This is a genomic window from Gilliamella sp. N-G2, assembly GCF_002142215.1.
Classification (GTDB): domain Bacteria; phylum Pseudomonadota; class Gammaproteobacteria; order Enterobacterales; family Orbaceae; genus Gilliamella.
In genome coordinates, this window is record NZ_NAST01000004.1 from 134950 (window position 1) to 150030 (window position 15081).

10 protein-coding genes and 1 riboswitch are annotated in these 15081 nt (G+C 33.6%); of the genes, 2 read left to right on the top strand and 8 right to left on the bottom strand.

Annotated features, from left to right (window positions below):
* The first annotated feature begins 11 nt into the window (after positions 1-11).
* A complete protein-coding gene (locus B6C99_RS03555) occupies positions 12-1448 on the top strand; it encodes a 6-phospho-beta-glucosidase (RefSeq protein WP_086358567.1) in 1437 nt (478 codons plus the stop codon).
* A gap of 129 nt (positions 1449-1577) precedes the next feature.
* Here B6C99_RS03555 and dinB read toward each other — a convergent pair whose 3' ends face one another.
* The 8 genes from dinB to thiB all read right to left on the bottom strand — a co-directional run bounded on the left by dinB (position 1578) and on the right by thiB (position 12638).
* Positions 1578-2633: a DNA polymerase IV gene (dinB, locus tag B6C99_RS03560; RefSeq protein WP_086358568.1), complete on the bottom strand. Its 1056-nt coding sequence runs from the start codon at positions 2631-2633 to the stop codon at positions 1578-1580.
* 78 nt (positions 2634-2711) lie between these two features.
* Positions 2712-4418: a phosphoethanolamine transferase CptA gene (cptA, locus tag B6C99_RS03565; RefSeq protein WP_086358582.1), complete on the bottom strand. Its 1707-nt coding sequence runs from the start codon at positions 4416-4418 to the stop codon at positions 2712-2714.
* Positions 4419-4550: 132 nt separating this feature from the next.
* A complete protein-coding gene (locus tag B6C99_RS03570; protein WP_086358569.1) occupies positions 4551-5120 on the bottom strand; it encodes a hypothetical protein in 570 nt (189 codons plus the stop codon).
* A 54-nt stretch (positions 5121-5174) separates the two neighbouring features.
* Positions 5175-6839, bottom strand: a complete 1665-nt coding sequence (locus B6C99_RS03575; protein ID WP_086358570.1) for a hypothetical protein — start codon at positions 6837-6839, stop codon at positions 5175-5177.
* Positions 6840-7356: 517 nt separating this feature from the next.
* Positions 7357-8865, bottom strand: coding sequence for a hypothetical protein (locus B6C99_RS03580; protein ID WP_086358571.1), 1509 nt, complete (start codon positions 8863-8865; stop codon positions 7357-7359).
* Positions 8866-9372: 507 nt separating this feature from the next.
* Positions 9373-10068, bottom strand: coding sequence for a thiamine ABC transporter ATP-binding protein ThiQ (thiQ, locus tag B6C99_RS03585; RefSeq protein ID WP_086358572.1), 696 nt, complete (start codon positions 10066-10068; stop codon positions 9373-9375).
* Positions 10046-11626: a thiamine/thiamine pyrophosphate ABC transporter permease gene (gene thiP, locus B6C99_RS03590; protein WP_086358573.1), complete on the bottom strand. Its 1581-nt coding sequence runs from the start codon at positions 11624-11626 to the stop codon at positions 10046-10048. The genes thiQ and thiP overlap by 23 nt, the downstream gene beginning before the upstream one ends.
* 13 nt (positions 11627-11639) lie before the next feature.
* Complete coding sequence (gene thiB / locus B6C99_RS03595; protein WP_086358574.1) at positions 11640-12638, bottom strand: thiamine ABC transporter substrate binding subunit; 999 nt, start codon at positions 12636-12638, stop codon at positions 11640-11642.
* Between the two features lie 40 nt (positions 12639-12678).
* Positions 12679-12787: riboswitch (TPP riboswitch) on the bottom strand.
* Positions 12788-12948: 161 nt separating this feature from the next.
* On the opposite strand from thiB, the gene argS reads away from it, so the two are divergent.
* Positions 12949-14682, top strand: a complete 1734-nt coding sequence (gene argS / locus B6C99_RS03600; protein ID WP_086358575.1) for an arginine--tRNA ligase — start codon at positions 12949-12951, stop codon at positions 14680-14682.
* Positions 14683-15081: the final 399 nt, after the last annotated feature.

The following is a 15081-nucleotide window of genomic DNA, read 5'->3' on the forward strand; positions in this document are numbered from 1 at the left end:
AGGAACCAAAAATGACTAAAAAACCATTTTTATGGGGTGGTGCATTAGCAGCCCACCAATTTGAAGGCGGCTGGAATGAAGGGGGCAAAGGACCAAGCGTGGTTGATGTCATGACCGCTGGTGCTCATGGCGTTGCAAGACAAATCACTCAAGATATCGAAGCTGGTAAATTTTATCCAAATCACACTGCAATTGATTTTTATCATCATTATAAAGAGGATATTAAATTATTTGCTGAATTAGGTTTAAAATGTTTACGTACTTCAATTGCTTGGACACGAATCTTTCCTAATGGTGATGAGTTAGAACCAAATGAAGCTGGCCTACAGTTTTATGATGATGTGTTTGATGAACTTATTGCTAATGGAATTGAGCCGGTTATCACCCTTTCACACTTTGAAATTCCATTACATATTGCTCGTCATTATGGTGGATTCAGAAATCGTAAAACGGTTGAGTTTTTCGAACGTTTCGCAATTAGTTGTTTTGAACGCTATAAAAATAAAGTCAAATATTGGATGACGTTCAACGAAATTAACAATCAAATGGATACTAGTAATCCAATCTTCTTTTGGACTAATTCAGGTGTACAAGTTAAACCGGGTGAAAATCCACAAAAAGTACTTTATCAAGTGGCACACTATGAATTATTAGCCAGTGCTAAAGCGGTAATTGCTGGTAAGAAAATTAATCCTGATTTTGAAATTGGTTGTATGATTTCGCATGTGCCAATCTATCCATATTCTTGTAATCCTGAAGATATGATGGCATCAGAAATCGCTATGCATCAACGCTTCTTCTTCCCTGATGTACATGTACGTGGTTATTACCCAGCTTATGCATTAAAAGAGTTTGAACGAGAAGGTTACAAACTTGACATCACTGAAGATGATTTAGCCTGTTTAAAACAAGGAACAGTTGACTACATTGGCTTTAGTTATTACATGTCAACAGTGGTAAAAGCTGATGCTAAAAATGACCATCGTGACAATATCGTCAATGGTGCGCTTCCAAATGCGGTTGAAAATCCATACATTAAAAGCAGTGACTGGGGATGGCCAATCGATCCGGAAGGATTACGTTATACTCTTAACCGTTTATATGATCGTTATCAATTACCACTATTCATTGTTGAAAATGGTTTTGGTGCGATAGATGAACTAGAACACGATAACCAAATTCATGATAAACCACGTATTGAATACCTTGGCGCTCATATCAAAGCGATGCAAAAAGCGATGGATTACGATGGTGTTGATGTGATTGGTTATACAGCATGGGGAATTATCGACGTAGTATCTTTCACTACTGGTGAAATGAAAAAACGTTATGGCGTAATTTATGTTGATCGTGACAATGAAGGTAAAGGCAGCATGAAACGCTATAAAAAAGAATCATTTGAATGGTATAAAAATGTAATTAAGACTAATGGTCAAAATTTAAAATAATCATTTAGCTATATATTCAAAATAACAATCAAGGATCTGATTTATCAACATTAAATCAGATCCTTAATCATTAACAAATCTCACCATGATCTAACAGTAAAAAATAACTATTTGATCGTCAGTTAGCAATCAAAATTGAAAAATTAGCTGTTTTTCAACTTGAGGATCAATCAAAGTGACATGAAAACCAATTAATCTTATACCTCGATTATTTCGTCTTTCTGTCCACACTTTATAAGCCTGCTCAATCAGATCATCCTTATCCAATTTTGACCATACATGCTCTTGGGTTGTCAGTTGAAAATCATCAAATTTAAATTTGACACCTTGCCTTGCAATCGATAAATCAGCACGAACTTTGCTTAATCTTTTTTCGAGTTCATCAAATAACGGATCAAATTGAACTAAACACTCATCCCAACTATGAATATCATCAACTAAAGTACGCTCTACGCCCACGGATTTACGTTGTCTATCATTACAAACTTCACGTTCATCTATACCTTGACAACGTTCATATAAAATTCGACCAAATTTACCAAACTGATTAAGCAATTTTGTTAAGTCATAATTGACCACATCTTTGCAAGTATATAAACCCAATTCAGTTAGCTTTTTCTCAGTTACTTTACCCACACCAGGAATTTTTTTTAGCGGTAACTGCTCAATAAAACTCCCTACTTGTTCAGGTGTAATTACATACTGCCCGTTAGGCTTATTCATGTCAGAAGCTATTTTAGCTAAGAACTTAAGTGGTGCAACACCAGCCGAAGCAGTGAGTTCAAGTTCTTTATATATCGCTTGACGGATATCTTGAGCAATTAAAGTAGCTGAGCCGTGAAAAAGCTTACAATCAGTCACATCTAGATAAGCTTCATCAAGGGAGAGTGTTTCAATAGCTTTCGTATATCGTTTAAAGATTTGCTGAATTTGATTAGAAACTTCTTTATAAACAGCATGCCGACCGGGGATAACTTTAAGATTAGGACATAGCTTAATTGCCTGTGCCATGGACATAGCACTATGGACACCAAATTGACGAGCTAAGTAATTTGCAGTTGATACCACACCTCGCTTACGCGGATCACCCCCTACCGCAATAGGAATATTACGATAACGAGGATTGTCTCTCATTTCGACTGCGGCATAAAAACAATCCATATCGACATGAATAATTTTTCGCATAATAGATGTAATAGCATTTTAAAATAACTGTATAAATATACAATACCATACCTTTACTTTATCTGCAAATTACTACTATTATTTAGCTAACTTATCAAAATCAGTTAAACCTTTTTTATCATGAGGATCGCCAATCCAACGAATCGGTTGCTCAAATTTCGGATTTACTATACTTTTTTCTGGAGCATAGGAATTATAACTAAGCCCAGCTAAATCAGACCAAGTATGAATCAAGTCTTGAGTACTGAATTTTCTATTCACATAGGACTGATAGTTATTGGGATGACTAGCTAGCCATTTTGGTGACTGCCATAGCATGAATGGTACGGTATACATCACCTTAGTAGGCGCTTTTTCATTACGACCTAAAACATCATGCGGAGAAGTTTGATAAACGTCTTCACCATGATCAGAAAAATACAACATAAAACCATTTGGTTGACTATCTTTAAATAAATTAAATAGCTTAGTTGTTACAAAATCATTATAGATTATCGCATTATCATAACTGTTATAAACCTTTAACTTATCATCATCCAGTTTAAACGCTAAATCTGATCTATCATTAAAACGCTGATAATCTGCACTTTGAGGATAGCGCAATTCATATTTCATATGCGTACCCAGCAAATGAATAACGATAAATTTCTTTTCAGCAGGATCATGTAATACTTTTTTAAATGGTTCAAATACCGATGAGTCATATTGGCGTGAACTCTGATTACGATCATTATTCATATAAAACTGTTCATCAGCTTGTTGAGAAAACATGGTCAACATCGTATTACGTTTTGTCATCGTCTGTTGATTAGTGATCCAAAACGTTTTATAACCAGCCTGCTTCATAAGGTGAATAAGCGAGGGTTTGCTAAGATATAAATCTGGATTTTGTTCATCTGCTAAAGTTAGGGCTTGCTGTAATATTTCAATAGTATAAGGCCTTGATGAAACCACATCATTAAACACAATAAAATTAGGATTATCTTGCTTAAATTGTTCAATCAATGGAGTAGTGTTACGTTTATAGCCATAAATACCCATACGAGTACGTGTGGTCGATTCACCAATCACTAACACTAATGTTCTTGGCGTATCACCATTAGCATCAGTTAAATTTTCAAACTTAGGCAATGTTTGCAGATGATTTAAAATATCCTCCATATTTGAAAGTTGCGAACGATAAGCTAAATAACTATTGATTAATTGCCACGGAACCGTGGTTTCCATACGCGTTAGCAAATGCTGAGTTGCTTGTTGAAACGACATTTTTTTTATTACAACACTAATACAAAGCGGCATTAATGCATAAATAACAATGATTATCGACACTAACCATTTAGTCATATTTTTAACATAAATAGGTTTAACTTTAAGCCATAGAAAAAAACCAAGCAATATATAGATCAGCAATACTATAACTAACTTAATGCTTAAATATTGAGAGATAAACTCATGTGATTCATTATAATTCGACTCGGCCATTACAAAAAAGACACTCTGTGAAAACTCTTGCCGATATATGGTAAAATAACCAATAGAAATTAAAGATAATCCCCCAATTATAATGCCATAAACAGTAGCAATTTTTTTTGTATAACGAGGGAAAAATAATACCGGTACTAACCAAATCATGCTGTAAATAATTGAATCACGTAAGCCAATAAAATTAGCATGTCCAGACAAAGCAATATAGAGTTGCAAACTACAAGAAAAGTAACAAAAAAATAAAATTACATAGAGCAATGAATGCCAATTAAAATCTGGAGAATTATCTAATTTTTGCATAGCGACCATTATTCACAATTAATAATGGTCACTAAACTAACAAAAACAGATTAACAAAACCTTAAGAGCAAATAATAAACCCCAAAAAGTGGTTGAAAAATGTGTTAATAATCTGAATTGATTGCATTTATATTAATAATCAATATCACCATTTTTAGTTCTAAAATTAAGCTTATTTTTTAAACTTTGAATAAATTTATAATCTACCTCAAGCGAATAACAGCCTTGTTGCCAATTTAAAAGATAATTAATTTGTTTTTGATTTAATTTTATATAAATACTGTTGGTATTTTTCTCTATAGTGCATTTTTTAATCGCTAGCGCCGACGCCCGCCGATCGCGCGTTTTCAACGGCTCACTGCTGGCTATTGCCTTTTCGTTCGCAAAGCTCTCTTCATGGCAATGTCGCTGAAACCACAAACTATAACTTTCATGATTATAGGCATATGGATAACTTACCCCAAGTTCAGTTAAATTAGCGTTAGACAGCCTTTTTGCTAGTGTATTGAGTGGAAATGCACAGGTCGTTATCGATTTATTTTTAAGTGTTTTTAATTTTATCACCCGTACTTTAAATGGATAACCTAGCAATTCAGTTAATATATACACGCCTTGATTATATGCACGTAAAAACACACCTTCTTTAAATAATAAAACACCTTCAAATTGTGATTGTTCTTCTAATTTTTGAATAAAATTCACTATATTCCTACTTTTTTACAAGAAATTATAAATAGACTTCCTAACAATATTCAGCTACTGCTTACACACTGCTCGTAAAAGTTTATTTTTTGCCCAGACTTGTATTTGTCCTATCCATGCGTCAGCAGCAAACCGATCAGACAAACCTGCAGCTATATCTGATGATACATCATATTGATCTCTTGTATAAAACCAAAGTAATCCACTTCCTGCCCAGTCAGAATCCGGGTAACTATACTTAGTTGACATTCCCCATTCACTTAACAATCCCTCACCTATCGTCCGAGTAAATGTATCCCATGCCAGTGGGTATTTCGTCCATGAAGCTGGTGCATTCGGGGAATTTGTCATTTCTGCACGTGAAGGTATATTTTGTTCCCCTCCACACAAATGTACTATTTGTTCATATGTATAATGATTATCTCCTTGCCCATGTGGTACAACCCAAACTCCTGATAAGTTGAAGGAATAGACTTGCTCGGGTATCTGTTCACTATGTTTAAACTTTGCCCTTATAGTCACCAGTCCTACTGGTTTTTTTTTCAACATAACATTACCCGCTTTATCAACAACCACACTATCTTGCGGATTTGCCGAAACGCTATAGTCAAAATCCTCCTGATGACCGGTCATGACTAATTGAAATTTCGCACCTGGAAAACCAGTGGTAGGAAAATGAGGAGAAGCTGACACTTTAAAACCATTAACTGGATCAAAAACATCAGCATCATAGCCACCACCACAATAGCTATTTCTTACCCTTGAATTATCAAAATTCCATCCTCTTGTCACTCTAAGACCTGCAAAGTCTTCATCCATAGATAATTCAAATTCATTATCAGTATATCCCATCAAAATACAATTTTGTTTACTTTGATATTTAATTGTACGAACACTAGCCCATGTCATAGTAGGGTAAGTTATCATCTGATTTGGTTTAGCATAACAAATTTGCGACTTTGCCATTATTTTATAATTTTTTGTTATTGGCACAATATCACTTTCTTTAGGTATTCCATATTCTGAAAATGTTTGCGCTTGAAGGCTTATTTGTAAGTTCAAAGGCATAGCATAACCACTACCACAACCAATTATTTTATCTTTATCACTATCAGAAATTTTAACACCGTTAGCATCAAACCATTGATAACTCATATGTGTCAATATAAATGGTCGAGTAGGATCAGCAACATCACCATCAGTATCTTGATAATTAATTTTGGTATCCAGTAAATCATCATTTACTAGTTTTACCACAAACTGACTAAACGTTAAGTTGCCATCAAACTCTTTTATCTCACCTTCTTTTATATTACTACTTGATTCGCTATAAAATACTTCATTAACAGTAAAACCATATTTATCAGCTGCTATTTTGGTGTTAATCAATTCTGGTGAATTTCCTCTGATTGCATTTAATGTATGAGCAGTTAAACCATATACAATATGACTGTTTAATAATATGAAAAAAGGGACAACGATAATAAGTTGTTTGAAAGCTTGCGATAAAATAAAAAATAATTTTATATAAAAAGAAACAGTTAAATTAAGAAAAAAATAAGGATAAGGATAAGGATAAGGATAAGGATAAGGATAAGGATAAGGATAAAAAGCGCTTAATGAAGAGGATGTGGATAGTAAGTTAGGTATTAAATATTGGCTGGCTGGCTGGCTGGCTGGCTGGCTGGCTGGCTGGCTGGCTGGCTGGCTTCCAAACATCTATATTTTAACATATTTTTATATCCTATGTAATATATTTTTGTGTTATTTAAAAAATAAAACTACAACTTGGCACTTGGAAAGTATAAAGAAGTTCTCACAATTTGACAAACGCTACCCAAAGATATTTTGTTAAGATATGTAAGCTGTAAAGAGTAACATTACATCAAGTCGATTAAATAAAAAGTGGTTAATCAAATGGAAAACATCTTCTTTTTAGCTACATTAGTATTAGATAGGCATTTTTCTAATATATTCAGTGGAAATGTACAGATCGTTATCCATTTATTTTTAAGTGTCTTTAAATGGATATAACATAACAATTCAATTAAAATATACACACTTTAATTATAAGCACGTAAAAAACACTATCGTTAAATAACAATATACTTTTAAGTATTAATGTTTAACTATTCTGGATTTTTATTAGTTGATTAATTTATTACCTAAAGTAGATATAAAATAATTCCTAATACTAAATAACATCTTTTTTAATAGATTTTTACTTATAGATAATTTATAGCCAATCAATCCAATCAGGAGTAAAACATAATGTCGGATATCCCCTAGTATCACCTATTTCTGCGGATATATTTCCATCTAAAGGACGGACAATATTATAAACCCAATCTGTAACACTTTGTTGTTTTACACGTTTTCCTGTCCAATAATATGTATTTGGATTAATATTCAAACCATAATCCACTAAATTACCCCATTCACTAAATAATCCTCCACCAATATGACGCCAATAACGACCTCCATCAGAGAAAGAGTTTTTATTAGGAAAATTTAAACCTGTAATATTGTATACAAAATTATCATAAGTAAAAGTTCCTGATGCAGAAGTAAGATCTACTGGATCAGGCAATCGGTATTCATCAGCATTTACATCTTCAGTTCTACCCGGTACTCCATCTAATGCTAAACACCAATTTGTATGTTCTCGACTATTATGTGAAATTATATTTTTATCACGCACAACAAACCATTTTTGTAGAACAAACCCATATTTAGCAACAATATCACCTTTGCTATTCATTCCAGATAAAGTAAATTTGGCTGGTAATATTGATGGTTTCTTTGCTATAGCTCCATCATTATTAGATGTTGGTATAGGACCAGTTATAGTTACTAATACACGATTTATTCCTTCACTTTTCATCGTCGCAGTAATATCACCAACTTTTACTGTAGGCCATGTCAGTACTTCTTTTGCTCCATCGATCAATAGATAAAAATAGAGGCTATCACCTGCTAAAGTTGGAAAATTTTGAGCGTAATCTCGACCAAGAGCAGATTGAACTAAAAACCCTTTATTCGTATCCCAAATATTTGTTGGTCCTGAAAATATACCAGTATTATTAGACATACTTCCTGGCATTGCATAGCATATAGATGGTTGATCATCATGTGGATATATAATATATTTTGCAATTCCGCTACCATATATTTTTGATGATGGATCCCCATATTTAGTACTCAATTGTGCATTATCTGCTTTTAAAGTTAATGTATAAGGGCCAAAACAATGAGTAGGTAATTCGTTCAAATCCCCCAATATTAGATTATTCTTACTGTCTTTCCATTGTCCTATAATATTACCATTCAAAATGAAATCATTATCTCCATCATCATCTGCAATTAAGCTATTATCAATCATACTAAATGAATAATTATTGTTATCCGGTACTATTATTGATTTTACACTTGAAAATGTATCTCCTGGCTTTGATAAAGATATATTCGTTACGGAGACTAAATTACCATCAGAATTTTTTTTGTACATATTTCCAGCTTCATCGCTTATATAAACAGTATTCCCTACTTTAATACTCAATAATTCAGAGATATCTTTTATGCGAGTGTTATTATATTCAATATATGGTAATGACCCTTTAATTGTCAAAGATGTATGAGTAGATAAACTATATGCAAACTGAGAAAAACTAGTTATAAATAATGAAATAACTATCTTTAATAATAAATTATCAAAAATAAAACTAGATTTTTTAGATCTTTTCAATGATGAGACATCATAAAAAACTGTCGTTTTCAGATCGTTACTATCTGAAAAAACATTTACAACATGAAATTTATGTCGAATTGAACACAACTTTGATTTATTTGTTTTTGGGATAACTTTACATTGATTAACGTTTGATGTTCGTTTTGATATTTTTTGAAAAAATAAACGATAAAGAGATACGAAACTTTGGTTGCTAAAATAAGCAGAACTTAAACTATAGGTTGGGCAGGTTTGGTGTTTGGTGTTTGGTGTTTTAAATTATATCGCATTCCCAAAGTCATGTCAAGTAACCTTATGTTTTATTTGTTATTTTTTCTATTTTATCGAATGAATAACAATCAATTGTTATAACTAATTTATACTGAAATTATAGTGACTGTAAATAAACAGAGCAACTGCTTTTTAATTTTAAATTGTTAGCTTTTGTAAACGCCGTTGTTGAGTTAAACTGAAAAAGAATAGTTTTAACGCTTCAAAAACCCCGTTACTTAACTCTTTTAACCTCTAACTTTTAATCCTTAATAACTTCGCTATTTTCAGGTTTTCTGCAAGTTGTTTCGGTACTTCGTTGAAGATAATTTTACCTTTTTCGATAACCAAGCAGCGTGAGAAGTGGTAAAGAGAATCATCTAAGTAATGAGATACCATCATTAGCGTGAGATTAAATTCGGAACAGATTTGGTTTACTAATGCTAACATTTCAAAACGTAGAGCTTGATCTAGGGATGAAAATGGCTCATCTAATAGCAATATTGGGCGATGTTGTATAAGGCAGCGAGCTAATGCTACTCGTTGGCGTTGTCCGCCTGATAGTTGTTCGGGATAACGTTGGTTAAACCCATCTAATCCAACACGAGCAAGTATGTCGCCGACGGTGTTTTTTTCGGTTTGACTAAGTTTTAATGCAGGTTTGATACCTAAGGCAATATTTTGTTCAACCGTAAGATGGCTAAATAAGTTGTTATGTTGAAATAGCATTGATACAGGACGATTACCTGGTAAAGTTGTGGTGACGTTTTGATGATTTAGGATAATTTGCCCTGAATGAGGAAAAATAAATCCTGCAATTAAGCTCAGTAAAGTGCTTTTACCTGCGCCACTCGGACCAACAATGACAACTCGCTCTTTAGCAGTAAGATTTAGCGCAAATTGCATATTGAAGTTGTCGTATTGATATTCAATTTTTTGAAGTTCGATCATAATCCATCACAACCAATAAACTAAACGATAAAAGTAACAAAATTGCCGCTGTTACTATACTTTCTTGATAATGATAATGCGATATCTGTTGGTATAAATAATAAGGTAAGGTGATAACTGATTGCCCACCAAATAATGCTATTACCCCAAAATCCCCCATTGATAATACAGTAGCAAAAGCAAAACTCATTAATATTATTCTACTTAACCCTCTAAAATCAATTAAATAAAAGTGAGTTAAACCATTAATATTCAGTAATTGGGTAAGTCGCCAATATCGAGCTGTAATATCATACATTGGAACGGCAAGATTTTTTATAATAAATGGTAACGCCATCAGTCCATTACAAACCATCATCAATAAGCAGATAAAAACGGCATTATTACTATAGTCAAATAGTAATAAAAATAATCCTGATGCCAATACCATACTTGGTATGGCTAGTATCAGTGATGCAATTAATAATAATCCATTACTCAATCGTGGTTGTCTATTTATCAGTAGTCGACTATTGGTCCAAAGTAGTAGTAATCCCAGTATCATGGCAAAAATTGATGAACCAAAAGCAATAATGATTGAAAAAAGTAAAGCTTGCTGTAATGAGAAGGTCAACATTGAAAATTGAAAGAAATAGATACCTTGAAACATGATGGTCAGCATCGGTAAAAGTATAAATAATTCACCGATCAAAACTAGCACTGAACTAACAATTTTTAATCCTTTGGGTAAAGGTAAACGATAGTCTGTTTGAGTAAATTTTACTGTTAATTTTTTATCGATTCTGTTTATCTTTTGCATTAATCCAATGAAGGCAATACAACAAACTAATTGTAAACATGCAAGTAATGCTGCTTGCAGTAGATCAAAGTCGCGCACAGCTTGATAAATTGCAACTTCAAGCGTAGTATATTTGGGACCACCACCGAGAGCAAGCACAATGGCAAAACTCGAAAAGCACAGCATAAAAATGAGTGACGCCATAGGTAAGATTTGTCTACGAAGTAATGGCCACTCAAGTAATTTAAAATAGGTGAATGTTGAAAAGTTAAGTTGCGCAGCTAACTGTTTTTGTTCAATAGGAACACTGTTTAGTGTTTTGTAAAATAGCGAGCAAGCATAAGGAAAATTTAAAAATATATGCGCCAATAAAATACCTTGCAATCCATATATGTGAAATGGAAATGGAATATGTAGTAATTGGCAAACATAAGCGAGTAAACCTTGTTGACCATATACTGATAAAAGTCCAGTTACAACCACTAAAGCTGGCAAAATAAAGGTAATTGGCATTATTTTTATCAATAATAATTTACCTTTAAAATCAATTAAGGAAAGTGCTTTAGCCATTAGGATAGCTGATGATAGCGAGAATATTGTCGATAATATCGCTTGATAAAAGGTGACCCAAACTATATGCAGTACATAGTTATCAATATAGATCTCTGTATTTCCTGATTGTAAAGCAAATCGCCAAATAGCGATAAGTGCCGAACTTAATACAATGAGAATTAAACTAGCAGCACTAATTCCTGGTAACAACGACTTGAGATTTAACATTAGCAATATCGGTCTATTTGCTGATCGACGTTTGCCATTCTCGAATCCATGCTTTTTGATGTTTTTCGATCTCTTCTGGTTTAAATTCTAGCGATTTATTTACCGAATTAATTTGTGCAAATGCATTAGGTAGATCGGTTTTAATAATTGGATACATTACATTTTTTTCAGCAAATTGGCGTTGCACTTCTGGCGTAAGTAAATAGCGTAAAAATTGGCGAGCTAAATCAATTTCTTGACTATATTTTATGATGCCAGCCACTTCTACTTGACGATAATGTCCTTCATCAAAAATAGCTGCTTGATAATGGTGATCATTTTCGTTCATGATATGCGCCACCGGTGATGTATTATAGCTGAGAACAAAATCGGCCTCGCCTTTTAAGAACATGCCATAAGCTTCACTCCAACCTTTAGTAACAGTTACAGTGTTTTTAGCTACTTGTTGCCATGCATCTACTGCATTGTCACTATACACTTTTTTCATCCAAAAGAGTAAACCGAGTCCTGGCGTACTGGTTCTTGGATCTTGATAGATGATCTTCCAACCAGCTTTATTGTTAACCAGTTCATGTAAGGAGTGTGGTGGATTTTTGACTTTGTCTATATTGTAGATAAAAGCAAAATATCCAAAATCATAAGGCATAAAGCTATCGTCCCACCAGTCAGTATTGAGGTTGTCTGGTTTAGGAATTTGATGAGGAATAAGTATATTTGCTTGTTTTGCTTGTTCTAATAAATTGTTATCTAGCCCTAAAATAACATCGGCATTAGTTTTGTCTCCTTCAAGACGAATACGATTCAAAACCGATACACCATCACCTAAAGTGACAACTTCAAGTTGGCAATTACACTGCGCTTCAAACCCTTTTTTTATAGCCTCGCCCGGCCCCCATTGAGACATAAATGAGTTGTAGGTATATAGCGTTAAGGTTGGAAGTTCGGCGTAAGCTATTTGACTAAATAGAGAAATAGAAAAAATAATAGGTAGTAAAAAGTTTTTACGAAACATTTTGCCTCCAAAGTAATGTGTAAAAGACAAAAGGTTTGAGTAGGTATAATAACTCAAATCCCTCCGCTGGCATTATCCAGTTCAGGTTCGACGAGTTATGTCAGTTTTTCTGACACTCTCAGCCCATTAGGGCACCCCGTTGAGAACGATGAGTAGTTTAGTGGTAACAAATAGAATTGTAAACAGGCGATGTGTTGATAAATACAAATTTATACAAATTAAACCAAGGTAAGATTATAGGCAATCAGTGACAATTGTTGTGTTTGTCGGTATTATATGCCTCATTTTATGATTATTGATTAGGTACAATGTGAACATTCAACAACTATTAACGCAACGAGTTTCGCAAGCAATGATTATGGCTGGTGCAGATAAAAACTGTGATGCTTTAATCAAGCAATCAGCCAAAGTTCAATTTGGTGACTATCAAGCAAATGGTATCATGGCTACCGCTAAAAAATTAGGTATGCCACCACGTGCATTGGCAGAAAAAGTATTACAACATCTGGATATTGAAGATATTGCCGATAAAGTAGAAATTGCTGGACCGGGTTTTATCAATATCTTTTTAAAAAATAGTTGGATTGCCGAGCAGAACGAAGTAGCGTTAAGTAGCGATAAATTGAATATCACCTTACCGGCTAAACCACAAACTATTGTAGTTGATTACTCAGCACCAAACGTAGCAAAAGAGATGCATGTTGGTCATTTACGTTCAACTATTATTGGTGATGCTAGTGTTAGAGTCTTAAATTTTCTTGGCCACAATGTGATTCGAGCTAATCACGTTGGTGATTGGGGAACCCAATTTGGTATGTTAATCGCTTACCTTGAAAAAATGCAAAACGAACAGGCCAACGATATGGATCTATCGGATCTAGAATCTTTTTATCGTGCAGCAAAAAAACATTATGACGAAGATGAGGTCTTTGCTGAAAAAGCCCGTAATTATGTCGTTAAGCTTCAAGGTGGTGATGAATATTGCCGTGACATGTGGCGAAAACTGGTTGATATTACCATGACGCAAAATATTGCCACATATAAACGACTCAATGTTACACTTTCACTAGAAGATACCATGGGTGAAAGTATCTATAACAGCATGCTACCGGGCATTGTTGCTGATCTCAAACAGAAAAAATTAGCCGTTGAAAGTGAAGGCGCTATCGTTGTGTTCTTAGATGAGTATAAAAATAAAGAAGGCGAACCAATGGGTGTTATCATCCAAAAACGAGATGGTGGTTATCTTTATGCAACAACCGATATTGCCTGTGCAAAATATCGTTATGAAACCTTGCACGCAGATCGTATTTTATATTATACCGATTCACGCCAACACCAGCATTTAGAACAAGTTTGGGCGATTGTGCATAAAGCAAAATATGTCCCAGAATCTTTAAAACTTGAACATCATATGTTTGGTATGATGTTAGGTAAAGATGGTAAACCATTTAAAACGCGTTCAGGTGATACCGTTAAGCTAAATGATCTACTCGATGAAGCAACAGAGCGAGCAGCAATATTAATTAAAAGCAAAAATCCTGATCTTTCTGATGCTGAGCTTGCTCAAGTGGTTGATGCAGTTGCCATTGGTGCGGTTAAATATGCTGATCTATCCAAAAATAGAACAACTGATTATGTATTTGATTGGGATAATATGCTGTCATTTGAAGGCAATACAGCACCGTATTTACAGTATGCCTATACCCGTGTACTTTCAGTATTTAAAAAATCAAATATCAATGAAGACAATCTAGATGGTCATATCGATTTAGGTACTGAAAAGGAACGAGCGTTAGCAATTCGTTTGAATCAATTTGATGAAACAATCACAACTGTTGCAGCAGAAGGTACTCCACATGTTCTTTGTGCGTATCTGTATGATATCGCTACCCTATTTTCAAGTTTTTATGAACACTGCCCTATTTTGGCTGCGGAAAATGAAAGTTTAAAAGTTAGCAGATTGAAACTTGCTTCTTTAACAGCGAAAACCCTTAAAACAGGTTTGGATATGCTTGGTATTAAAACCGTTGATAGGATGTAATATGATTTACCGCCGATACTATTATTGAGTATCGGTGGTATATCTTTATCAGATAGAATGATTAAAAACTCCATTTTAAAAAACTTACTTCAAATACCGTAATTTTATCATTAGTAAAAATCATATTTTCAATAAAAAATACAGTTACATTTAACCTCACTTTTCGAATATGAATCAAAACTTTTATTGCTTTTTGACTGGTTATAATCTACAAACATTAGTAAATTAAGGAAAATAACATATTAAAATGGTATAGGCTCTTCAATTATTTGTAATCTCTTTTTTTCGATTCCAGTTAATTATTATAAAATAAATAGTTACCTATAGCTAAACTATATAATTAAAAAGGATTAGCGATTTTATAATAAGTTTGATAGTTAAAAATCTCAAAAATAATAC